A 21218-nucleotide genomic window follows, 5' to 3' on the forward strand; every position below is an offset into this window, starting at 1 on the left:
CCGTGCCATCCCTAGATTCTTCCGCGCAGTGCAGGACACGTTTCGACTCACCTACGACGCCATGTTTATAGCGGAACCACCGCACGCCGATACCCTCGGGCATCTGGCCGGGCGGAACAGCTGGGCCAGGTGGACCAGAAACTGCGCTGTGACCCGCCATGATGCCTCCTAATATTGACCTGGGACGTACGCTGTTGACGCAACGGTTGATCGATGGTGACTAGAGGTTGGGTGAGGCGGCCATGACCACGCAATTGCCCTAAACGGGTGATCTCGCCCGGATGACACGAAGGATGTATCGCATGGCTACTAACGGGTCACCAAGAGCACGGGCGCTATCGGCAGCGTTGCGAGAGGCTCGCAAAGAACGCGGAATAAGTCTTCGCGAGGTTGCAAGAAAGCTGACGATTGATCAGTCTCATCTATCAAAGATAGAGACTGGCAAGCGGGTACCTAGTGTTGAAACAACCGCCATGATCTTGGCTGTACTCGGTACAGAACCGGGCGAGCGTGAACGTATTCTCGATCTCGCGAAGAACGCGAGTGAGCCGAATTGGCTAACTGTTGGAATGCCTGGAATACCGCAGCAGCTAGCGGGAGCCGTCGAGAGTGAGCGTGCAGCGTCGGCAATAGTTTATTGGTCGCCTATGATTATTCCAGGCCTGCTACAGACTGCTGATTACGTTCGAGCTATCGCAATGAGCGGCGACCTCCCGATACATGAGGTTGAATCGCGTGTGATGGTTCGCCTGGCGAGACGCGAAGTACTGTCGCGTCGCAACCCTGCAAAGTTCGATATGCTGATCGGCGAGGGTGTGCTAAGGCAGTCTATTGGATCATCGGATGTGATGCTCGACCAATTGCGGCACTTGCTAACGACTAGTTCCGAGCACGACAACATTAATGTCCGTGTAGTACCTACGCGGGTAGGTTGGCATCCTGGAACGGCCGGACCGTTCGTACTGTACGAGTTCCCAGACTCGCCACCTTTCGTTCATTTTGAACACTACAGTTCGGGCGCATTCGTCACAAACTCTGACGACATTGAAGCGTATCGCAAAGCTATTGCAATGATCAGCAAATACGCCTTCAGCAGCGCTGATTCGATGGATTTCATTAAACGGATCATAGTGGAGGAGTATCAAGAAAATGATGCACGAGAACAATTGGCGCAAAAGTAGCTACAGCAACATCAATGGCGATTGCGTCGAAATCACCGCCACATTAGACGCTATCCGCGATTCCAAGGACCCGGACGGGCCGACGTTGGCTGTCGACGTGTCCATGTTCGTTCGATCTGTGCAGCACGGTCGTTTCGACCGCTAAATGATGACGCCCCGGTGCGTGGCACCGGGGCGTCATTGTCAGTTTCTGCCGTTGTATCTTCGATGATCTTCGATCATGCCTCTCCACTGCATTGATTGCACACCCATCGTTGGTTCGAGCGCGTCAGGGTGTGTCCGGTTGCTGTGTCTTGGTGGGGCCGTCCGTGGTTGAACGGGCCGGCTGCAGGAAGCGCTCGAAGAACTGGGCTTGTCGCTGTCCTGACCCCTTCCGGCGCGCGAACGCGCATCCGCAACGGTTTCCCGACATTCTGGTGCCCGGCGGATGACGGGCGGTCATCATGACCTTGACGTGATCACGAGGTGAGGAGACGGCCGTTGTCCGAACGCGAGCTGCAAGACGGGGGGGTCGGTGAGCCAGGCGCTGAGGCGGGGGCGCTGATGCCTTGGGCGATGGTTCCTTCGACACCGGCTATGGGAGTTGCACAAGCTGACGGACACCCGAAACATGATGTTGAGTCACGTGTAATGGTTCGAGTGTCGCGCCGGGAGATCCTTACAAAGCGGAATCCGGTTCACTATGAGGTGCTTGTTGGTGACGTTGCCTTGCGTCAGCAAATCGGGTCAAGTATCGCAATGATCGACCAATTGCGATACTTGATTAAATTCTGTGCAGAAAATTCGAACGTTACGCTTCGCGTGGTCCCAATACGTACCGGCTGGCATCCGGGAACCGCTGGACCATTCGTGCTCTACGAGTTCTCAGACGCTCCGCCTTATGTGCACTTCGAACACTATAGTTCGAGCGCGTTCGTCACCGATTCCAATGATGTCGATGCGTACCGCAAGGCGCTTGACATGATTGGCGAATACGCATTGAATCAGAGCAAATCGATTGATCTGATAGCACAAACAATAGTTGAGGAGCACCAGAACGATGAACCCGAAATATTGGCGTAAGAGCTCGTACAGCAACGTGAACGGCAACTGCGTCGAACTGACCACCACGTTAGACGAAATTCGAGACTCTAAGGACCCTCACGGGCCGACGTTGGCTGTCGACGTGAGCACCTTCGTTCGTGCTGTGCAGCACGGTCGTTTTGACCGCTGAATGATGACGCCCCGGGGCGTGGCACCGGGGCGTCATTGTCAGTTTCTGCCGTTGTATCTTCGATGATCTTCGATCATGCCTCTCCACGTTGGAGTAGTCGCGCTCAACAACGTCGAAACTGCATTGATTGCACACCCATCGTTGGCGCGAGCGTGTCAGGGTGTGTCCGGTTGCTGTGTCTTGGTAGGGCCGTCCGTGGTTGAACGGGCCGGCGCGCGAACGCGCATCCGCAACGGTTTCCCGACATTCTGTGCCCGGCGGATGACGGGCGGTCATCATGACCTTGACGTGATCACGAGGTGAGGAGACGGCCGTTGTCCGAACGCGAGCTGCAAAACGAGTTGGTCCGATTGCGGCGGCAACTGCACGCCGAGCCCGAAATCGGGCTGGACCTGCCGCGCACCCAGGAGAAAGTGCTGGCCGCGCTGGACGGGCTACCGCTGGAAATCACCACCGGCACCGGGCTGAGCTCCATCACCGCGGTGCTGCGCGGCTCTCGTCCGGGGCCGACGGTGCTGCTGCGCGGCGACATGGACGCCCTGCCGGTGACGGAGCGGACCGGCCTGGACTACGCCTCCCGGATCGACGGCAGGATGCACGCGTGCGGGCACGACCTGCACACCGCGATGCTGGTCGGCGCGGCGCGGCTGCTCACCGAACGGCGCGCGGAGCTGGCCGGTGATGTGGTGCTGATGTTCCAGCCCGGCGAGGAAGGCTGCGACGGCGCGGGGAAGATGATCGCCGAAGGCGTGCTGGAAGCCTCCGGGGCCCGCCCGGTGGCCGCCTACGGCATGCACGTCATGGCCGCGCGCCACGGCCTCGGCACCTTCCTCACCCGGCGTGGCCCGCTCATGGCGGGCGGCGACCTGCTGCGGGTGACCGTGCGCGGCGCGGGCGGTCACGGCTCCACCCCGCACCGGGCCAAGGACCCGATCGCCCCGGCCTGCGAAATGGTCGGCGCGCTACAGGCGCTGGTCGCGCGCACCATCGACCCGTTCGAGACGCTGGTGCTGACCATCGGCGCCTTCCACTCCGGCAACGCGGGCAACGTGATCCCGGGCGAAGCGGTCTTCGACGGCTCGTTGCGCTGGTTCTCGGCGTCCGCACGGGACGCGGTGTGGGACGGGATCACCTCCGTTTGCAACGGTATCGCGGCGGCGCACGGCGTCAAGGTGGACGTGGAGCTCAGCGAGTACGTGCGCGCCACGATCAACGACGACGCCGAGGCCGAGTTCGCCGCGCAGGTCGCGACGGAGCTTCGCGGCGACCGGTTCTCCTGGCTGGACCGCCCCGTCACCGGCGGCGAAGACTTCTCCCGGGTGCTCGAACAGGTGCCGGGCGCGTTCATCTTCCTCGGCGCCTGCCCACCGGACCGCGACCCAGACACCGCGCCGGACAACCACTCCCAGTTCGCCGTCTTCGACGACAGCGTGCTCGCCGGCGGCGCTGCGCTCTACGCCGAACTCGCCATCCACCGCCTGGCCCGCGCGTAATCCGTTGTCAGCGTTGAGAAATCCGGAGGCAGCATTGACCACCGAGACCGAGCAGCGCGCAACGCCACCGAAGTGGCGGACCATCGTCAGCACCGGCGCGGGCAACGCGTTGGAGTGGTTCGACTGGAACGCCTACGCGGTGTTCACCCCGTTCTTCGCCGCGCAGTTCTTCCCCACCCACGACAGCACGAGCGCGGTGCTGTCCAGCCTGGCGATCTTCGCCGTCGGGTTCCTGATGCGGCCGCTGGGCGGACTGCTGTTCGGCTGGTTCGGTGACCGGCTCGGCCGTCGCACCGCCATGATCGGCTCCATCGCGCTGGCCTCCGGCGGCAGCCTGCTGATCGGCATCGCGCCGACCTACGAGTCGATCGGCATCGGCGCGGCGCTGCTGCTCGTGGTCGCCCGGCTGTGCCAGGGACTCGGGCACGGCGGCGAGATGCCGGCGGTGCAGACCTACGTGGCCGAGATGGCGCCGCAGGGCCGGCGCGGGATCTGGTCCAGCCTCGTCTACGTTTCGGGCACCAGCGGAATCCTGGCCAGCTCCGCCCTCGCCGCAGCGTTGACGACGGCACTGCCGCCGGGCGCGATGAGCGCGTGGGGTTGGCGGGTGCCGTTCCTGCTCGGCGGCGTCGTCGGGCTCTACACCCTGGTGATGAGGCTGCGGCTGGCCGAGACGCAGGTCTTCGACCGGCAGCGGACCGCGGCCCGGCCGCCGCTGTGGCGGAGCTTCTGGGAGCAGCGCACCGCATGCCTGCGGGTGATCGGGCTGACCGTCGGCAGCACCGTGGTGTTCTACACCTGGGTGGTCTCCGCGCCCGCGCAGGCGATCAGCATCCACGAACTCGACCCGGCCGCGGCGCTGTGGGTCGGCGCCGTGGCCAACGCGGTGTTCATTTTGTCGTTGCCGCTGTTCGGGGCGCTTTCGGACCGCATCGGCCGCAGGCCCTTGCTGCTGCTTTCCTTGGTGGGCAGTGCGGTGGTCATCTACCCGCTCAGCTGGCTCGTCCGGGACCAGGTCTGGCAGTTCGCGGTGGCGATGATCATCGCGCTGCTCGTGATCGCGCCCGGTCCGGCGATCATGCCCACGGTATTCGCGGAGCTGTTCCCGACCCAGATGCGAACGGCGGGCACCGGATTCCCTTACGCCATCGCCACAGCAGCGTTCGGCGGCAGCGCGCCGTACCTGCAAACTTGGCTCGCCAGCGGTGGTCGCGGCGACGTCTTCCTCGGATACGCCGTGGTGCTGCTGGTGATCAGCGCCGTCGTCGCCTACCGCATGCCGGAGACCAAGGACATCACCCTCGGCTGAGCTCGTCCGCCGCTTTGCGCGATGATCTCCTCGACCACGGCGGTCTTGGCATCGGCGTAGTCCTGGACGTGCGCCCGCCGAGCGGCGGCGAGTTCGCGCTTCGTGCGCTCGTCGACGTCGCGCCGGATGGGCACGGAGGTAGTCGCAGAAGAACAGCATCCGCTCGATCTCGGGGCACCCGGTCGAGAACACATGCGGGTTGACGGCCGGGTTCCGGCCCCGGAGCAGCTGGTGCTCGTGCCAGCCGGATTCCCTTACGTGCAGCGCATAACCGGCTGCTTCCGGGTGCGGGACGTACGCGGCTTCGTCGGCCGAGTCGGCGACCGCCAGAACGATGTAGAGGATCGGCTTGGCCGTGAGACCGGGCACCGAAGTCGACCCCGCGTGCCCGGCGCGGACGACCAGCGGGCCGAGCGCCGCGCGGATGCGCTCCTATTCGCGCGCGTACTGCCGCACCCAGGCCGGGTCGGGCTCAGCGAGCGTGATCGGACCGTCGATGCGGTCGTGCGGCTGGAGGCACTCGGTCTGCGGATCGTCGGTCATGGGCCCAGCATCCGACGCGCGTCGAGCAGCGAACCGGCTCACGATCGCAGCCCTGCGGCGTGCGCGATAAACTTCCTCATCACTCCCCATCTGGACTATCATGGAGAACGATGAGTGATGAAATGTACTCGGTTGAACAGGTCGCCAACCGGCTCGGCCTGCATGTTCGCACCGTGCGCGGCTACATCCGCTCCGGACGACTCAAAGCGGTGCGGATCGGCAAGCAGTACCGGATCGCCCGCGCCGACCTGGAGGAGCTGACCGGGAAACCGCAGCCGTCATCGGCCGGTGCCGCACCTGTCGAGGTGTCGAGCATCGTGCAGATCGACGGCGTCGACCGGGCCGCGGCCGACCGGCTGAGCACGCTCGTGCTGGCCGGCGCGAACTCCGCCAGCAACCCCGCGCACCCGCTGCGCATCCAGACTGTCCACGACGAGGAGCGGAACCGCATGAAGTTCGTGGTCCTCGGCGGTGCAGGAGCCACCGCCGAGATCTTGCAGCTGATCGAAGCCGTGCTCGACGGCGACAACGGCCTGCTCTCCGGGGAGGTCGGCGGTGCCTGACGCGATCGAGGAGCGGGCCGGGGTGCAGGTGCTGGTGTGCGACCCGGCCGGGCCGCCGGTGACCACCACGCAGGACGCCCTGGACCTGATCGGCGCGTCCTATGCCGGCGCCGAGGTGGTCGCGGTGCCCGCCAGCCGGCTCGACAAGCGCTTCTTCACCCTGGGCACCCGCTTCGCCGGCGAGGTCATGCAGAAGTTCGTCACCTACCGGGTGCGCCTGGTCGTCGTCGGCGACATCTCCCGGCACCTGGCGGCCAGCTCGGCCCTGCGGGCCCTCGTCCACGAGTCGAACAAGGCCGACCACGTTTGGTTCGTCCCCGACCTCGACGCGCTCGACGCCAGGCTGCGCGACGCGGGCTGAGCGGTGAGCCCCGACATGATCCCTATCGCCGCCGGCGAAATCACCCTGCGTGACGAGGGCTCGAAGACCTGCTGGACGGTCGAATTCGCCGCTTTCCGGCTGGCCCCGCACCCCGTGACCCGCGAGCTCTACCGGGACGTTCGGGGCGAGGCACCGGCGAGTTCCGCGGGGCCACAGACCCCGGTGACCGAGGTTTCCTGGATGGACGCCGTCCGGTTCTGCAATCTGCTTTCGCAGGCGACGGGGCTCGAACCCAGCTACTCGATCGGCGACGACCCCGACGCGCACGACGTGGTCTGCGACTGGGAGGCCGACGGCTACCGGCTCCCGTCCGAAGCGGAGTGGGAACACGCGTGCCGGGCCGGAACCTCCGGTGTCCGCTACGGCGAGCTTGACGAAATCGCTTGGCACCGGGACAACTCCGGCGACGAGGTGCACGAAGTCGCAACCAGGAAGCCGAATTCGTGGGGACTCCACGACATGATCGGCAACGCGTGGGAATGGTGTTGGGACGTATACGATCCCGCGGTCTACGGCCCGTACCGGGTGTTCCGAGGCGGCGGCTGGTGCGACCGGCCGCGAGGCTGCCGGGCGTCGTGCCGCCGCAAGAGCCACCCGACTCTGCGCACGGACGACTTGGGATTCCGGCTGGCCCGCTCACGGTGACCCCGCTCGGTCAGCGCCCGGCCAGCTCCTCCAGGGCTTCGAGGATGTCTGCGCTGCTCTTGAGGCCGCCCAGGAGGTTCCGCTCGACCTCGGCGACCTTCGAGGCAACCCGGCGGTGAACCACCTGACCTCGGCGGGTCAGGTAGACCAGCACCTTGCGGCGATCCGCCTGGTCCACCTCCCGGTACACCAGGGCCATCGTGACCAGCCGGTCCACCAGCCGCGTCAGGGTCGGCCCGGTGATCATGGCGCGCTCCGCGAGCGCCGCCATCGCCAAGCTTTCTTCGTTGGCCAGGTTTCCACCACCAGCCACTGGTCGAAGGTCAGCCCCTCCGGCCGGACCACCTGCTCCACGCTCGCGGTGACCGCGCGAGCCGCCCTGGCCAGTGTCCGGGTCAGCGGCGGACCCGCGGCGACATCACGTGCTGCCATCCTCCCCGATCCTCACTCTCGCGCTTCCCCGCCAGGATCGTAAGACTTCCAGATGAAGTAACGAGGCTTTCCGCGTCTTCTCCGGAGCTCGCATGGCAGTCGGCTCGGCGGTCCGCGAACGCGCCGCCCGGTGCAACGTGGGCGGCATGGTGATTCCGCTGCGGGGCCGGCGGGCGTGTTCGGCCCGTCCCGCTATGCGAGCACTGGCGAGGCGGCGGGGCCGCGAAGGGAGGGTTTGAGACACCGGCAGGACAGCAACCGCTGTGAAGTGAACGGACCGTTCACCTTTGTAGACGACACAAACGGTCCGTTCGCTTCACACCAGCACCTTCCAAAACAGCCCTCGATGGCACCCGAAACCACTCACGGGACCGGAGCAGGCCGAACGCCGGGGACACCTAGTTCGCCGGTTTCCTTGATCCTCCGGCGAAATCCGAGGAGGCATGGTGGCCGAAAGGCAACCGCGAATGATGTAGACATCTAACCGTCTACATCGCTGGTTCAGCTTGTGGCTAGGAGGGTCCACGGTCAAGAACGGCCCGGGGCGGACGGTCAGCGCTCCGGGGCCGCGGCACCGTCGAGAGTCCGCAGGTCCTCGTCGCCGGTGATCGTGGCGAGGACCGCATCGAGCTGCGCCAGCGTCGGGCGCTGATCGGGGTGCGACAACAGGCAACCGTCGATCGAATCCGCCAGCGCTCGAGGCAGCCGCCGCGCAGCGCGGATTGGTGGCGCGGCCGTCTCCAACTGGGGAAACAGCTCCGCCCCGGTCCGCTGCGACTGCCCCGGCACCTCGAAGGGGTTGAATCCGGTCGCGGCTTCGAAGAGCACCAGGCCGATGGCCCAGACGTCGGTCGCCGGCCCGAGCATCCCGCCGCGAACCTGTTCCGGCGCCATCGCGCACGGCGTTCCGGCCCCGCCGCGGCTGGGGCCCGGTGACCGGGCAAGGCCCAGGTCGATAACGCGCGCGCGGCCGCACTCCGCGATGATGTTGCCGGGCTTGAGGTCCAGGTGCAGGTAGCCACGGTCGTGCAGGTAGCGGATCGCCGAGCACACGTGCTGACCGAGGTAGCCGAGTTCGCGGGCGGTAAGACGGCGTTTCCCACCGTCGAGCAAGCTGTCCAGCCTCGCCCCGGCCAGCGTTTCCATGATCAGCACCGGCAAACCGTCCGCCGCTTCCGTGACTTCGTATGCGCGCACGATGTGCGGATGCGTGCACGTCAACAGCAGCTTCCCTTCGATCACGAGGCTTTCGCACACGTCGGCGCAGGCTGCGCAGTCGGGACGCACGGCCTTGATGAAGCACCGGCTGTAGCGCCGGGTGCTCCAGGCGTCGTAGGAGTCGTATGCCTCGCCGCGCCGGATGTGTTCGATCACCGGATAGCCGGCCGCGATCTCCTGGCCTCGGCGCAGCGGTGCTGGCGCGGTGGACGTGGTCATGCGGGCTCCCGTTGCGGCAAGGTCGAGTCCCGCTGCTGCAGCCGGTACAGGGACGCGTAGCCGCCGTCGCGGTGCATCAGCTCGGCGTGCGTGCCGGACTCCGCGATCCGGCCGTGGTCGAGCAGCAGGATCAGGTTCGCGTCGCGGACCGTGATCAGGTTGTGCGACACGACGATGGAGGTGCGATCCACCATCAGCCGGCGCAGCGGGGCCAGCACTCGCGCGCTGGATGCCGCATCGAGCCCGACGGTTGGCTCGTCGAGCAGCAGGATCGGCGCATCGCGCAGCATCGCTCGGGCGATGGCGATGCGCTGCCGCTGCCCGCCCGACAGCAGGCGTCCGTGCGCCCCGACCCTGGTGCGGTAGCCGTCTGGCAGCGCCGTGATGAACTCGTGCGCGTCCGCGCTACGAGCCGCCTCCAGCACCTCCCGCTCGGTGGCGTCGGGCCGCCCCCAGACGATGTTCTCCCAGACGCTGTCGTCCACCACGAGAGCGTCCTGCAGCACGACCGAGATGTTGCGCCGCACCGCCTGCTGCTCGGCTTCGCGCAGATCGACGCCGTCGATGGTCACGGCGCCGGAATCCGGGTCGTAGAACCGGAGCAGCAGCTTTCCCGTGGTGGACTTGCCCGACCCGCTGGCCCCCACGAGCGCGATCGTCTGTCCGGAGTGGACGTCGAAGCTGATGCGGTGCACGGCGTCGCAGTCGGTGCTCGGGTACCGGAAGCTGACGTCGTCGAAGACCACGTCGCCGTGGACCCGGCCGAGGCCCCGCGGCCGGACCGGGTCGCGCACCTCGGGAACCTGGTCGAGCAGCTCGATGATGCGTTCGGCGCCGGCCGAGGCCGCGTAGACGGTGTTGGTCAGCCGCCCGAATCCCCGCACCGGGCTGTAGAGCTGACTGAGGTAACCGAGGAACACCAGCAGCCCGCCGAGGCTGATCGAGCCCCGGGACAGTTCCCAGGTGCCCAGCCCGACGATCAGCAGCACCCCGCCGATTTCCAGCAGGTCGATCAGCGGTGTGAACAACGCGTGCAACCGGGTGGCCACCATCTCGGCCGCGAAGCTGCCCAGGTTCTCGCGGTGGAAGCGGTCAGTTTCGGCGCTCTCCCGGCCGTACGCCTTCACCAGCGAGGCGTTGCTCAGGCTTTCCTCGGCGACAGCGCCGATGGTGCCGCTGCGCCGCCGCTTCTCCCGAGAAGCCGCCTTGATGCGGCGGGAGAAGTACCGCGCGGACGCCCAGAAGGCCGGCACCGCGATCAGCGACACCACGGCCAGCCGCCAGCTCAGGACGAACAGCGCCCCGGTGAACAGCACGATCTTGAACAGGTACGACAGCGCCTGGATCGTCCCGGACAACACGAGGTTCTCGATCGCGTAGACGTCGCCGGTGAGCCGGGACAACATGTCGCCGATCTTGCGCCGGTCCAGGAAGCCGATGGACAGCCCGTGCAGGTGCCCGAACAGATCGGTGCGCAGGTCCAGCAGGAACCGCTCGGCGACCCAGGTCGACACGTATTCGTCGGTGAACCCGACGATCCCGGACAGCACCGTGATCCCCAGGTAGGCCCCGCCGAGGGCGAAGAACAGCTCGAAGTCCCTGGGCACCAGGACCTCGTCGACGAGGATCTTGAACAGCCAGATAGTCACGGTGTCCAGCACAGGTCCGACCAGCACGAGCAGCACCACGAGCGCCCACCACCACCGGTACGGGCGCGCGTAGGGCCAGAAGCGCCGGAAGATCTCCCGGACGCCGACCACCGGAGCCTGCTCGACCAGGCCACCGGATTCGGGGGTGGGCACGGCCAGCAATGCCCGCAGCCTGGCGAGGAAAGCGAATATCCGGGTCATGGCACGCATGTGGCGGCGGTATCCCAACCGCCGCCGGTCAGCGGATCAGTAGCGCGTACGGCGGAACGAAGCGGTGCGCCGACGGCGCGAAGCCGTGAACCGTATCGAGCGGCGCGAACGCGAGTGGAACGCACGGCGCTGGTGGCTGGCAAACGCTCAGCGGACATCCTCCTGGCCACGGCTACCCCTAGCATCAAGAGCGAATCGCATCTCCTGCTTTCCGACACACAGCGTCGCGCCGGTCAGTTTCCCGCAGCAGGGACCAAAACCCTCTGTTCGGGCAAAGCCAACCCCGGTCAGGCCCCACCAGCCCAGCTCGCAAATACGTTTCAGAAGCGGCTGGCTGCGTCGCCGATATCGGGTTCCACCAACGCCAGGCATCTGACGCTGAGTGACCGCCAAATCAGTAGACGATCTCAGCCGGGCAGCCGCCCGGCTTCTTGCAGCGGCTGGTGTTGGGAGTGTGCAGACTCCGGTTCCCCCTGCGCCTCGTAGCGGCAGGTAAGTAAGCGATGAAGAGGCGCTTTGCCATTTTGCCCCCGTTCGACCCCGGGGAGCGCGAGAATCGTTCCTCGGTTTCCCTACTGATCCAATTTGCAGCTGCACCGCTGGCCGGAAATAGGGGCTAAGTGCTCTCTTCGCCCGGTCGCAACGCCCGCAGCGCAGCTGCCCGACCGGTGACCATGCGGGATGATTGACCGCAGGTGACTGTGATGTCTGGACAGGCTGGAGCGTGTGCAGGGGTGGACGTCGGAGGCACGTTCACCGATGTCGTCGTGCACGCCCCCGGTCACCGGCCGAAGGCCGTGAAGGTGCCCACCACTCCGGCGAACCAGGCGGAAGGGGTCCAGCGCGGCGTCGCCGAGAGCCTGCCCGGCGGCGTGCTGCGGCTGCTCCCGCACGGCAGCACCACCGCCACCAACGCCGTGCTGGAGCGCAAGATCGCGCGCACCGCCTTCGTCACCACCGACGGATTCACCGACGTCCTGCAGATCGCCCGGCAGAACCGCCCCGCCCTCTACGACCTGTCCGCGACCAAGCCCGAACCGCTGGTGCCGCATGAGCGGGTGGTCACCGTCGTGGAGCGGATGAGCCCACGGGGCGAGGCGATCGTCGAGCTCACCGACGCCGAGATCGAGCGGGTGGTGGGCGCGGTCGCCCGCCTCGAACCCGAGTCGATCGCGGTGAGCCTGCTGTTCTCCTATGTTCGCGACGACCACGAGCGGCGGCTGTGCTCGGCGCTGGCCGACCTCGGCGTGCCGATCACCCGGTCCAGCGCGCTGCTGCCGGAGTTCCGGGAGTTCGAGCGCGCGTCCACCTGCGTGCTCAACGCGGCCATCGAGCCGGTGATGCGCCGCTACCTGTCCAACCTGACCACCCGCCTGCCCGATCCGGCGATCACGGTGATGACCTCCAGCGGCGGCACCGCCGGGGTGGACTTCGCCGCGACGGCCCCGGTGCACACGCTGCTCTCCGGCCCGGCCGCAGGCGTGGTGGCCGCCGGGGCGGTCGCGCGCTCGGCCGGGTTCGACGACGCCATCGCCTTCGACATGGGCGGTACGTCCACCGACGTCTGCCTGATCCGCGAGGGCCGCCCGGACGTGTCGACGTCGTCGGAGATCGCGGGGCTGCCGTTCCGGACCCCCGCCGTCGGCATCCACACCGTGGGGGCCGGTGGCGGGTCGATCGCCTGGGTGGACACCGGCGGCGCGCTGCGGGTCGGCCCGCATTCCGCCGGTGCCGACCCGGGTCCTGCCTGCTACGGCCTCGGCGGCGAGGAGCCCACGGTGACGGATGCGCACTGCGCGCTGGGGCATCTCGACCCGGCTCGCGAGCTCGGCGGCGGCTTGCGGCTGGACGCCGATGCAGCGCACCGGGCGCTGGATGCGCTGCCGGAATCGGCCGCCGGGGTGCTGTCGGTCGTCCGGGCGACGATGGCGCGGGCGTTGCGCAAGGTCAGCACCGAGCGCGGGATCGATCCGGCTGGGCTGGCCCTGGTCGCCTACGGCGGCGCGGGCCCGCTGCACGCGACGGCGCTGGCTCGGGAGCTCGGCTGCCCCGCCGTGGTTGTGCCGCCCGCGCCCGGCGTGCTCAGCGCGCTCGGCCTGCTGCTGGCTCCGCCGCGTTTCGAGGCGTCGCGCACCGTGCTGGTGGATGCCCGCGAAGAACTGTCGCAAGCGTGGTCGGAGCTGTCCGCCGAAGCGCACCGGGAGCTGGAGAAGCAAGGCGTGACAACGGAGATCGCGCTGTCCAAGGTGGCCGACATGCGCTATGCGAGACAGTCTCACGAGCTGCGGATCGACGTCACCGAGAAAGCGGAGCTCAGCGAGCTGCTGCATACCGCGCACCGCGAGTCGTACGGGTACGAGATGCGGGACGAACGGGTCGAGGTGGTCACGCTGCGGGTCATCGCGCAGGGCGAGCCGGTTCTCGCGGACCCGCCGCAGGACTGGGACCAGGGCGAGCCGGAGCGCAAACCGGACCGCGAGATCGGCATCGGCGACCGGGCGGTGCGGGCGCGGATCGTGTCCCGGGCCGTGCTGCGGCCGGGCGACGAGGTCGCCGGACCGGCGCTGATCGAGCAGCCCGACACCACGACGCTGCTCGCCGACGACGAACTGGCCACAGTGGACGAATCGGGGAACTTGGTGGTGCGGCTGACATGACCGAGCTGACCGCCGTCGAGCTGGAGGTGTTCCGCCACGCCCTGGCCGGCATCGCCGACGAGATGGGCGTGGCGCTGCGCCGCGCGGCCTACTCCCCCAACATCAAGGAACGCGCCGACTGCTCGGCCGCGGTGTTCGACGCCGACGGCGAGATGGTCGCGCAGGCCGAGCACATCCCGGTGCACCTGGGCGCGATGCCGGCCAGCGTCCGCGCCGTGCTGGACACCTGCGGGCAGCTCGAACCGGGCCAGCAGGTCTGCGTGAACGACCCCTACCTGGGCGGCACCCATCTGCCGGACCTGACGATCGTCGCCGCCGTCGGATACGACGACCAGCTGCTCGGGTACGTGGCCAACCGCGCCCACCACGCCGACGTCGGCGGTGCCGCGCCGGGCTCGATGCCGGCGTCCGCAACCGAGATCGCGATGGAAGGAGTCCGCATCCCGCCGATCCGCATCGCCGATGCCGACGGCGAACGGGAGGACGTGGTCCGGTTGATCGCGGCGAACTCGCGAACCCCCGAGGAGCGCCGTGGCGACCTGCGCGCCCAGTTCGCGGCGAACCACGTCGGCGTGGTGCGGATGCGCGAGCTCGCCGAGCGGATGGGAGCGCAGCGGCTGCGCGAGGCGATGGCGGCGGTATGCGACTACTCCGACCGCCGGGTGCGCGCGGCGATCCGCGACATCCCCGACGGGTGCTACCGCAACGAGGACGTGCTGGAGATCGGCGACGGGATCCCGATCCGCGCGGCGGTGACGGTGTCCGGCGACGAGGTGGTGGTGGACTTCGACGGCACCGCCGAGCAGATCCCGGTGAACTGCAACGCGGTGTTCGCGGTGACGCTGTCGGCGTCGATGTTCGTGCTCCGGATGCTCACCGACCCCGACGCCCCGCCCAACGCCGGCTGCTACCGGGCGCTGCGCGTCGAAGCGCCGGCGGGCACGGTGGTCAACCCGACGTTCCCGGCCCCGACGGCGGCGGGCAACGTGGAGACGAGCCAGCGCATCGTGGACGTGCTCCTCGGCGCGTTCGCCCAGGCGATCCCCGGCCAGGTCCCGGCGGCGAGCCAGGGCACCATGAACAACCTGCTCATCGGCGGCAGCGACCCGGCGTTCAGCTACTACGAGACGCTCGGCGGCGGTGAGGGCGGCACCCCCGCGCGCCCGGGCATGTCCGGGGTGCACACGGGCATGACCAACACCCAGAACACCCCTGCGGAGGCGGTGGAGCTGGACTACCCGCTGCGGGTGTGGCGCTACGAGCTCCGGCCGTCCTCCGGCGGCGCGGGTCGGCACCCCGGCGGTGACGGCCTGGTGCGCGAGATCGAAGCGCTCGCCGACTGCACGCTCACGATCCAGTCGGAACGCCGCGAGCACGCCCCGCCGGGAGCCCGGGGCGGCGAGCCGGGCGAGGTGGGCCGAAACGTCCTGATCCGGCCGGACGGCACCGAGGAGCAGCTGTCGGCCAAGGGCACCTGGCCGCTGCGCCGAGGCGACCGGGTCCGCATCGAAACCCCAGGTGGCGGCAGCTGGGGAGCTCCCGGCGACGGCCGCTGAGCGCTACCCTGGGGGTGTCGACCGGGCGCCCCGCGCTGGCACGTGGAGCTTCCGAATTTCCCGGTCCGGCGGAGCCTCCGACCCCAGCGGCCGGAGGCTTCCTCGTCCGGGGCGCAGCGGTCGGTGATCTGTCAGCCATGTCGATCACTCGCTGACCATCACGGCCGCCGCCTCGCAGCCCGTGATCTGCTGGGTGGGTCCATGCCCGTCGTCCGTCCGGTCGTCGTTCGCCGGGTAGCTGATCGGGTCAGCCGAGCAGCCTGTCCAGCTGCTGCTGCACGGTCACCACCGCGAGCACCCCGAACAGCAAGATCGACCACACCAGCGCCGCCAACCGGTAACCGCGGACGCGGATCTCGGCGGGCAGCATCTTACGGTTGATGACGATCAGCAGTCCGGAGTAGATGAACATCATGAACCCGCCAACGCAGGCCGCGATGGTGGCCAGCAGCAACGGCTGGCCCAGCCCCGCAGCGACGACCACCGTGCCGATGAACACCAAGACCCACACCAGGACGGCGTAGATCTTGCTCTCGGAGACGTTCGGGAAGTACGTCGTCTTCAGCACGTCGGCGGCCAGCCGGCTGGTGTAGTCGACGATGCCCAGCGCCGCCGCGAACAGCGAGAACGCCCCGGCGCCCCAGAAGAAATAGCCAAACCAGCTCCCGGCCGTAGTCATCATCTGCTCGCCCTCGACGTGCAGGAACGACACGTCGTTGGACACATCGTTGGACACGTCGCCGCCGAAGACGGTGGCGTAGGCCAGCAGGGACATGAACATGATGGACAGGAAGGTGATGGCGACGAAGGTGAGCGCCTGCTCCTTGTTGGCGAACCGCCACCACGCCCGCCAGCGCGCCAGGTTCGCCTCGGTGGCCGGGAAGATGAACCCGGCCTGGCCGCGCGCCTGTGCCTCCCCGGTCAGCGGCGAAACGATCTTCGGGAGGTAGCAGCCCATCCCGAATCCCTTGTCCCGGATCCAGTTGCTCTGCACCAGGTTCTGCCCGCCGCCGGCCCCGGCGAAGGCCAGCGCGCCCATCAGGACGGCGAATCCGACCTCGGCGGCGGGAAACCGCGGCTGGGTGATCACGCTGGGCAGCGCCGCCCAGGTGCTGGCGCCGATGACGAACAGCGAACCGATCACGATGAGCAGCAGGATGGCCGCCACCTTGAGCATCTGCGCGCGTTCCAGCGCCGTGTAGACGGCCGGTGCCAGGGTCAGGATCAGCGCCACGACGACGAGGATCACCACGGAGATCACCGCGACGTTCCCGCCGAAGACGTAGCTCACCAGCGTCGCCGAACTGGTCGCCCAGGCCGGCCAGAGGTTCGCGAAATAGGCCATGATCGCGAACACCAGGCCCCAGTGCTTCCACAGCCGGCTGAAGCCGGTGACCGCGGTTTCCCCGGTGGCCAGGGTGTAGCGCTCGATCTCCATGTTCAGGAAGTACTGCGTCATCAGCCCCAGCAGGGCGGCCCAGACGAACGTCAGGCCGACCTGCGAGGTGATGTACGGGAAGAGGATGAATTCTCCGCTGGCCAGGCCCACCCCGGTGGCGACGATGCCCGGCCCGATGAGGCGCCACTGCCTGCTCGGCGGCTCGGGCAGGTCGCACACCTGGGGGCGCGGAATATGCTTGTCGGGAAAGACTTTCGCCGGATCGGACGGGCTCGTTTCCTTGTGGTTGACCATCTGATCACCCTCGTTCGTGGCTCGCCTGTTCAGCTGACCGATCACCGAGGCAGCGCTGGGCCGCCCGCGACCGGGCGGGCCGGTGGCGGCTCAACGGACGAACTGGTCGACGAATTCGCCGCCGAGCCCGACCTTTTCGTAGTGGGCACGGCACATTTCGATCTTGGTGAACACGTCTTCGTAGCCCACCCGGTGACCGGCCTCGTCAAGGTAGATCATCGCACCGGCGATGTTGAAGATCATGACCATTTCGTCGCAATCGTCTGGTACTGCGAGGGTGTGGATCTCGCCCGGCGGCTCGTACACGTAGTGGCCGGTCTCGGCCATCCACGGGTGTTCGTAGTAATGCCACTTGCTCTCGATCACGTAGCCGTGCACCGCGTGCTCAGCGCTCCCGCGCTTCCACGCTGCGCAGCCGCTCCGCTAGCGCGTCGCGGTCGTGCTGGGCGCGCTCGCGGCGCTGACGCGCCCTTTTTGCTTTGCGACGGAGCTCGCGCAGCTCGCCTTCCGCTCGGGCGAGCTCGTCGCGCAGCTCCTCGCAGCGTTGCTCGGCCTCGCGCTCGTCGTGCTCGGCGGCCTCCAGGGAGTCGGCGGCTTCGTCGAATTGCTCGTCGGTGTTTCGCACCTGCTCTCGGAGCTCGCGCAGCTCGGCGCTGCGCTGTGCCTCGCGCGGCTCCGCCTCGCGCTTTGGCTTGGGGCGGGTCGCGGTGCGGCGGATGGCCGCGACGGCGAGTTCGTCGAGGCCGAACCCGCTGTATTCGAGGGGTTTGACGAGGGTTCCGGCTTGCACCGCGCGCCCGGCTTCGGGGTCGGAGAGGGCTGCCGTCAGGGTTTGCTCGACTTGTTGGCGGGTTGGTTCGGCGAGCCGGTGGCCGTGCTGCTCGACGAGTTCCGCGGCTCTGCTGGTGAGCTCGTGCAGGAGGCGGGTGCGGTCCGCGGCCAGGGTGCGCAGGTCGTCACCGCGCAGTTCGCGCTGCGCCGTTCGCAGCTTCTCGCCCAACTCCAGGAACGCGGCCACGCTTCTGGGGTCTTGGGTGGCGAGGAGGTTGACCGCCCAGGCCGCCGCGGTGGGTTTGCGCAGCTTCTTGAGCCGGGTTGCGAGGTCTTGGTCGCCGCGTTCGGCGGCCGCCGCCGCGTGCCGGTCGCGGGCCGGGACGAATTCGGCGGGGGCGGCCGCGTACAGCTCGCGGATCAGGTCCTGCGACTCCACGGGATCAACGTGCCACGTCGGCGCGGTGCGCGCGACGTGAACCGCGTTCTTGGCCCGGCCGCCCGTCGGGGATCCGGGCGTCCGCTTCACCGGCGGGTCGAGGTCGAGCGCTTCGGGTGCGTCCGGGATTGCGCGAAGGCGGTCGCGCCCGGTCGAGTTCTCGGCGCAGGTGGCGGCATGACGTGAATTGTCCGCACAACGATGAACTTCATTCCCGTGAAGGGGAAGCACGGACGCCACGACACTGTCCACAGTGGCATGGAAGGAGGTTTCGCGCGCCGAGACCTGTTTGGCCGAAAATAGGTTTTCGGCGGGATGGCTCGCTTGCTAGCATCTTGGCGTTCTCGTGGAGTAGCTCAGCGGTAGAGCACCTGGCTTGGGACCGGGAGGGCGCGGGTTCGAGTCCCGCCTCCATGTCGACGCGGCGGTTTCCGCCGCACCCTGACGTAGCTCAGCGGTAGAGCACCCGGCTTCCAACCGGGAGGGCGTGAGTTCGAGCCTCGCCGCCAGGTCTCGCAGCAATTCTGTGGACTGTTGGAGATTTCCATGTCCGATCGGACTTTCCGCTCCGCCTCGCCGGCCTACGCGGTCGGCAGGTGGGCCGAGGCCGTGGCGGCGGCCAGGTCGGCGGCCGAATCCGGCGACGCAGCCGACCGCGCGCGGGAGAAGGTCCGCAGCTGGGAGGAAGTGCTCTCCGGAATGGCCAGCGGCCGGCTCGCGATCGGTTCCCGCGTCCCGGTCGCAGACACCCCGTCCTGGGTGACGCTGGAGGTCGCCCACGGTGGCTTCGCGACCGGTCGCTACCTGGCCGAGGAGCCGCTGTCGGAGGACGAAGCCGGGCGGCTGGCCGTGCTGCCGGAAGGCGTTCCCGGCGACTCCGACAGGGGACGGCTAAACCGCTGGTACCTCGGCGACGCGGGCCAAGCGGAGTTGCTGAAGGCCTTGCGCGATGGCCACTACCGAGTGGATGTGCCGGAGGAAGCCGCGCTCGCCGTGGCGGCGGTGCTGCTGGACGAGGGCTTCCCCGAGCAGGCTCTGGACCTGGTCGCCGAGCTGCAGCCGATGATGCACCGGCTGCGGTTCACCCCGCGTTTCGAGCCGGTGGCCCGTCCCAGCGGCACGGCCGTGCGGCTGGTTCCGGTGGCCGAGGTGGTCGGCTCGCTGCGGGCGGCGCGGGTGCCGCCACAGCTGGCCGCGATGCGCGCGACGCTCGGGGTGTGGAACCCGCTCTACGACAGGCTCGTCGCCCTTTGGTGCAACACCGTGGACGGCGAACTGCCTAGCCTCGACGACGATGGCGAGGTGCGCGGTGGCTGGCCGTGCCGGCGCTGGCCGGGGGACTGGGCGGATCAGCGCACTCGGTGGCTCGCTGACTACGAGCTGGCGTGCGAGGAGCACCGGGCCACCGGCAGACACGCCCACCCAAAGGGCAACTTCGCCCGGCTGCGCGCTGCCCTGCAGGCCTGTCCCGATGGCAGCGACGCGCTTTCCGCACGGGATGTCGGGTGGATCCGCCGCGCGCTGGCCAACACGGTGACCCGCCACGGCTTGGTCGGGTCCGAACTTCGCGAGGATGTCAGGGCGCAGCAGGCTGTTGCCGCCACGGTACCCACCTACGCAGCACTGGCCGGGGTGCTGGCCGCGAGGCTGGAGCGCTACCCGGGTGGGGGCGGTCTTCCGTCCCTCGACCCGATCGCCGTCGATGTGTCCGAAGAGGACGATCGGACCGATGCGGTTCCGGTGGGCACGCCGTTTCCGGCGCACCTGCTGGAGAAGGCATCCCGGGCGTTGGAAGCACCGGTGGACGAGCTGGTGCGGCGCGGCGTGATCACTTCTGGTGACGTGCTCGCGCGGGTGCTGCCGCAGCTCACCTCCCGGTTGATCGCGGCCCGGTTCGACGACCCGGTGCTGGCCGGGCTGTACGAGCAGCTCTACACCGCCTTCCGGCGCCGCCGCGGCCTCCTGCTGCTCAACCTGGAGCACCAGGTGCGGTTTGACGAGCTCCCCTGGGCCCGAGCGCTCGGTCTCTGCCGGACACCGCGCCGGGACAGCTCACGCCCCGGATACCTCGCGTTGCAGCAGGCCACGATGCTCGCGCTCACGTCGTTCCCGCAGGCCCTGCTGCCCAACCCGCTGATCCGCGAACTGAGCGCGCTGGCCGGCCAGGCAGGGGTGCGCATGCCACTGGTCGAAGAGGTCGCCGCGGACATCTTCATGGGCACCTTCACCACCAAGTGGCGGGATGCCGCCGCCGTGGCCAGTCGGACCATGTCCGGCACCACCTACGCGGCGTATTACGACCTGCCGGCGGAATCCCGGTGGACGCGGTCGCGGCGGTCGGTCCTCCGATGGGGAAAGGCGACCGCGGACGACTTCGCCGAGCTTTGCGCCGAGCGGGCCGCGGAAGCCGGTCGGTCCGGGAGCTACGTGGCCCGCAACGGTGCCGTGCTGGAGCAGAGCCAGATCCTGACCACGCACAACCTGGCCGTGCTGATCGACCACCTGGCCCTGTCCGACCGGCTTCGCGAGCACGCTCCGGAGCTGGTGGCTCGGACGTTCAGCTGGGTGGTGCGTCGGCTCGCCCAGCGCACCGACGACTACCACTCCGCGTTGATCCAGGTGAAGAACGCCGCCTACGCCTGGCGGCAGGGCATCTTCCTGCTCAGTTTCTGCGACCCCACGGCTCAGCTGTCGCGTGTGCAGCGGTTGAGCGACGAAGTCCACGCGAAGGGCCTCCACGCCCGGTTCGGTCCGGCGGTCGACGGGCTGGCGCACGTGCTGGACGGCGGGCGGTTCGCGGAAGGTGGCACAGTCCCGCACGGCCACGGCCGACGCTTTCTGGGCTGGGCCGCCGGCCAACACTGGTACTTCGCCCGCGACAGCTGAAGAACGCCGATGCCTGCAAAGCTGTCCAGGCATCGGAACCGGGCTCGGCGTCGCTTGTGGATTCGGGTGTTTCCGGGCGATTTCCCGCGATATCGCCGCACCGCCCAGCGAAGTGTTCACCAGCGGCGGCCTGGGCATGGGTTTCGCATCGCGAAACCG

At 68.1% G+C, this 21218-nt stretch carries 20 protein-coding genes, 2 tRNA genes and 1 pseudogene; 14 read left to right on the forward strand and 9 right to left on the reverse strand.

Going from position 1 to position 21218, the window contains the following annotated elements; genetic code table 11:
- The first annotated feature begins 302 nt into the window (after positions 1 to 302).
- From SSPN_RS50840 to SSPN_RS0111825, 6 genes are all read left to right on the forward strand, one after another.
- The gene (locus tag SSPN_RS50840; protein ID WP_085982071.1) at positions 303 to 1181 is read left to right on the forward strand and encodes a helix-turn-helix domain-containing protein; all 879 of its coding nucleotides are present in this window, start codon (positions 303 to 305) and stop codon (positions 1179 to 1181) included.
- On the forward strand, positions 1153 to 1326 hold the full coding sequence (locus SSPN_RS50845) for a DUF397 domain-containing protein (protein ID WP_083821690.1): 174 nt from the start codon (positions 1153 to 1155) through the stop codon (positions 1324 to 1326). The genes SSPN_RS50840 and SSPN_RS50845 overlap by 29 nt, the downstream gene beginning before the upstream one ends.
- A 335-nt stretch (positions 1327 to 1661) precedes the next feature.
- A complete protein-coding gene (locus SSPN_RS54595; protein WP_148271951.1) occupies positions 1662 to 2243 on the forward strand; it encodes a DUF5753 domain-containing protein in 582 nt (193 codons plus the stop codon).
- Positions 2221 to 2394 carry a DUF397 domain-containing protein gene (locus SSPN_RS50850; RefSeq protein ID WP_010314467.1) on the forward strand — a complete coding sequence of 58 codons (174 nt, stop codon included), beginning with the start codon at positions 2221 to 2223 and terminating at the stop codon, positions 2392 to 2394. The genes SSPN_RS54595 and SSPN_RS50850 overlap by 23 nt, the downstream gene beginning before the upstream one ends.
- 314 nt (positions 2395 to 2708) lie before the next feature.
- Positions 2709 to 3887: a M20 metallopeptidase family protein gene (locus tag SSPN_RS0111820; RefSeq protein ID WP_010694851.1), complete on the forward strand. Its 1179-nt coding sequence runs from the start codon at positions 2709 to 2711 to the stop codon at positions 3885 to 3887.
- A 34-nt stretch (positions 3888 to 3921) separates the two neighbouring features.
- A complete protein-coding gene (locus tag SSPN_RS0111825; RefSeq protein WP_010694853.1) occupies positions 3922 to 5196 on the forward strand; it encodes an MFS transporter in 1275 nt (424 codons plus the stop codon).
- Here the strand turns inward: SSPN_RS0111825 and SSPN_RS58330 are convergent.
- Positions 5157 to 5330: a hypothetical protein gene (locus SSPN_RS58330; RefSeq protein WP_010694857.1), complete on the reverse strand. Its 174-nt coding sequence runs from the start codon at positions 5328 to 5330 to the stop codon at positions 5157 to 5159. The genes SSPN_RS0111825 and SSPN_RS58330 overlap by 40 nt on opposite strands.
- 34 nt (positions 5331 to 5364) lie before the next feature.
- Positions 5365 to 5565: pseudogene (locus SSPN_RS62555) on the reverse strand (GrpB family protein); the annotation flags it as partial.
- A 284-nt stretch (positions 5566 to 5849) separates the two neighbouring features.
- Between SSPN_RS62555 and SSPN_RS0111840 the strand changes: the two are divergent.
- The 3 genes from SSPN_RS0111840 to SSPN_RS0111850 are packed head-to-tail and all read left to right on the forward strand — an operon-like array spanning position 5850 to position 7329.
- Complete coding sequence (locus SSPN_RS0111840) at positions 5850 to 6302, forward strand: helix-turn-helix domain-containing protein (RefSeq protein WP_029535230.1); 453 nt, start codon at positions 5850 to 5852, stop codon at positions 6300 to 6302.
- The gene (locus tag SSPN_RS0111845) at positions 6295 to 6663 is read left to right on the forward strand and encodes a DUF4180 domain-containing protein (RefSeq protein ID WP_010694863.1); all 369 of its coding nucleotides are present in this window, start codon (positions 6295 to 6297) and stop codon (positions 6661 to 6663) included. Before SSPN_RS0111840 ends, SSPN_RS0111845 begins: the two co-directional genes overlap by 8 nt.
- Before the next feature lie 15 nt (positions 6664 to 6678).
- A complete protein-coding gene (locus SSPN_RS0111850; RefSeq protein ID WP_010694865.1) occupies positions 6679 to 7329 on the forward strand; it encodes a formylglycine-generating enzyme family protein in 651 nt (216 codons plus the stop codon).
- Between the two features lie 10 nt (positions 7330 to 7339).
- Here the strand turns inward: SSPN_RS0111850 and SSPN_RS62120 are convergent, their stop codons facing one another.
- From SSPN_RS62120 to SSPN_RS0111865, 4 genes are all read right to left on the reverse strand, one after another.
- Positions 7340 to 7600, reverse strand: a complete 261-nt coding sequence (locus SSPN_RS62120; protein WP_010694867.1) for a MarR family transcriptional regulator — start codon at positions 7598 to 7600, stop codon at positions 7340 to 7342.
- A complete protein-coding gene (locus SSPN_RS62125; protein WP_010694869.1) occupies positions 7573 to 7761 on the reverse strand; it encodes a hypothetical protein in 189 nt (62 codons plus the stop codon). The genes SSPN_RS62120 and SSPN_RS62125 overlap by 28 nt, the downstream gene beginning before the upstream one ends.
- A 552-nt stretch (positions 7762 to 8313) precedes the next feature.
- Positions 8314 to 9198 (reverse strand): serine/threonine-protein kinase, encoded by an 885-nt coding sequence (locus SSPN_RS43515; protein ID WP_010694871.1) that lies wholly within the window; start codon positions 9196 to 9198, stop codon positions 8314 to 8316.
- On the reverse strand, positions 9195 to 11057 hold the full coding sequence (locus SSPN_RS0111865; protein ID WP_010694873.1) for an ABC transporter ATP-binding protein: 1863 nt from the start codon (positions 11055 to 11057) through the stop codon (positions 9195 to 9197). Before SSPN_RS0111865 ends, SSPN_RS43515 begins: the two co-directional genes overlap by 4 nt.
- A 704-nt stretch (positions 11058 to 11761) precedes the next feature.
- Between SSPN_RS0111865 and SSPN_RS0111870 the strand changes: the two genes are divergently transcribed.
- Both SSPN_RS0111870 and SSPN_RS0111875 read left to right on the forward strand, forming a co-directional pair.
- A complete protein-coding gene (locus tag SSPN_RS0111870) occupies positions 11762 to 13714 on the forward strand; it encodes a hydantoinase/oxoprolinase family protein (protein WP_044572854.1) in 1953 nt (650 codons plus the stop codon).
- A complete protein-coding gene (locus SSPN_RS0111875) occupies positions 13711 to 15270 on the forward strand; it encodes a hydantoinase B/oxoprolinase family protein (protein ID WP_010694877.1) in 1560 nt (519 codons plus the stop codon). Before SSPN_RS0111870 ends, SSPN_RS0111875 begins: the two co-directional genes overlap by 4 nt.
- Before the next feature lie 247 nt (positions 15271 to 15517).
- On the opposite strand, the gene SSPN_RS0111880 is transcribed toward SSPN_RS0111875, so the two are convergent.
- The 3 genes from SSPN_RS0111880 to SSPN_RS53680 all read right to left on the reverse strand — a co-directional run bounded on the left by SSPN_RS0111880 (position 15518) and on the right by SSPN_RS53680 (position 18263).
- Entirely contained in the window at positions 15518 to 16963 is a 1446-nt protein-coding gene (locus SSPN_RS0111880) for an Nramp family divalent metal transporter (protein ID WP_010694878.1), read from the reverse strand.
- 90 nt (positions 16964 to 17053) lie between these two features.
- Entirely contained in the window at positions 17054 to 17341 is a 288-nt protein-coding gene (locus SSPN_RS43520; protein WP_010694879.1) for a cupin domain-containing protein, read from the reverse strand.
- Positions 17342 to 17348: 7 nt separating this feature from the next.
- Complete coding sequence (locus SSPN_RS53680) at positions 17349 to 18263, reverse strand: coiled-coil domain-containing protein (protein WP_010694880.1); 915 nt, start codon at positions 18261 to 18263, stop codon at positions 17349 to 17351.
- 255 nt (positions 18264 to 18518) lie between these two features.
- Here SSPN_RS53680 and SSPN_RS0111895 point away from each other — a divergent pair.
- The 3 genes from SSPN_RS0111895 to SSPN_RS0111905 all read left to right on the forward strand — a co-directional run bounded on the left by SSPN_RS0111895 (position 18519) and on the right by SSPN_RS0111905 (position 21059).
- Positions 18519 to 18590: transfer RNA gene (locus SSPN_RS0111895), tRNA-Pro, on the forward strand.
- A 23-nt stretch (positions 18591 to 18613) separates the two neighbouring features.
- Positions 18614 to 18685, forward strand: a tRNA-Gly gene (locus SSPN_RS0111900).
- A 34-nt stretch (positions 18686 to 18719) separates the two neighbouring features.
- Positions 18720 to 21059 carry a hypothetical protein gene (locus tag SSPN_RS0111905; RefSeq protein ID WP_010694881.1) on the forward strand — a complete coding sequence of 780 codons (2340 nt, stop codon included), beginning with the start codon at positions 18720 to 18722 and terminating at the stop codon, positions 21057 to 21059.
- The last annotated feature ends 159 nt before the right edge of the window (positions 21060 to 21218 follow it).

It is taken from the genome of Saccharopolyspora spinosa NRRL 18395, assembly GCF_000194155.1.
Taxonomy (GTDB): Bacteria; Actinomycetota; Actinomycetes; order Mycobacteriales; family Pseudonocardiaceae; genus Saccharopolyspora; species Saccharopolyspora spinosa.

Coding starts and splice junctions, on each gene's coding strand:
- SSPN_RS50840 (WP_085982071.1), top strand. CDS start 303: ATGGCTACTAACGGGTCACCAAGAGCACGGGCGCTATCGGCAGCGTTG.
- SSPN_RS0111875 (WP_010694877.1), top strand. CDS start 13,711: ATGACCGAGCTGACCGCCGTCGAGCTGGAGGTGTTCCGCCACGCCCTG.
- SSPN_RS0111880 (WP_010694878.1), bottom strand. CDS start 16,963: ATGGTCAACCACAAGGAAACGAGCCCGTCCGATCCGGCGAAAGTCTTT.
- SSPN_RS62125 (WP_010694869.1), bottom strand. CDS start 7,761: ATGGCAGCACGTGATGTCGCCGCGGGTCCGCCGCTGACCCGGACACTG.
- SSPN_RS0111865 (WP_010694873.1), bottom strand. CDS start 11,057: ATGCGTGCCATGACCCGGATATTCGCTTTCCTCGCCAGGCTGCGGGCA.
- SSPN_RS50845 (WP_083821690.1), top strand. CDS start 1,153: ATGCACGAGAACAATTGGCGCAAAAGTAGCTACAGCAACATCAATGGC.
- SSPN_RS43515 (WP_010694871.1), bottom strand. CDS start 9,198: ATGACCACGTCCACCGCGCCAGCACCGCTGCGCCGAGGCCAGGAGATC.
- SSPN_RS0111870 (WP_044572854.1), top strand. CDS start 11,762: ATGTCTGGACAGGCTGGAGCGTGTGCAGGGGTGGACGTCGGAGGCACG.
- SSPN_RS0111840 (WP_029535230.1), top strand. CDS start 5,850: ATGAGTGATGAAATGTACTCGGTTGAACAGGTCGCCAACCGGCTCGGC.
- SSPN_RS0111850 (WP_010694865.1), top strand. CDS start 6,679: ATGATCCCTATCGCCGCCGGCGAAATCACCCTGCGTGACGAGGGCTCG.
- SSPN_RS62120 (WP_010694867.1), bottom strand. CDS start 7,600: ATGGCGGCGCTCGCGGAGCGCGCCATGATCACCGGGCCGACCCTGACG.
- SSPN_RS0111905 (WP_010694881.1), top strand. CDS start 18,720: ATGTCCGATCGGACTTTCCGCTCCGCCTCGCCGGCCTACGCGGTCGGC.
- SSPN_RS50850 (WP_010314467.1), top strand. CDS start 2,221: ATGAACCCGAAATATTGGCGTAAGAGCTCGTACAGCAACGTGAACGGC.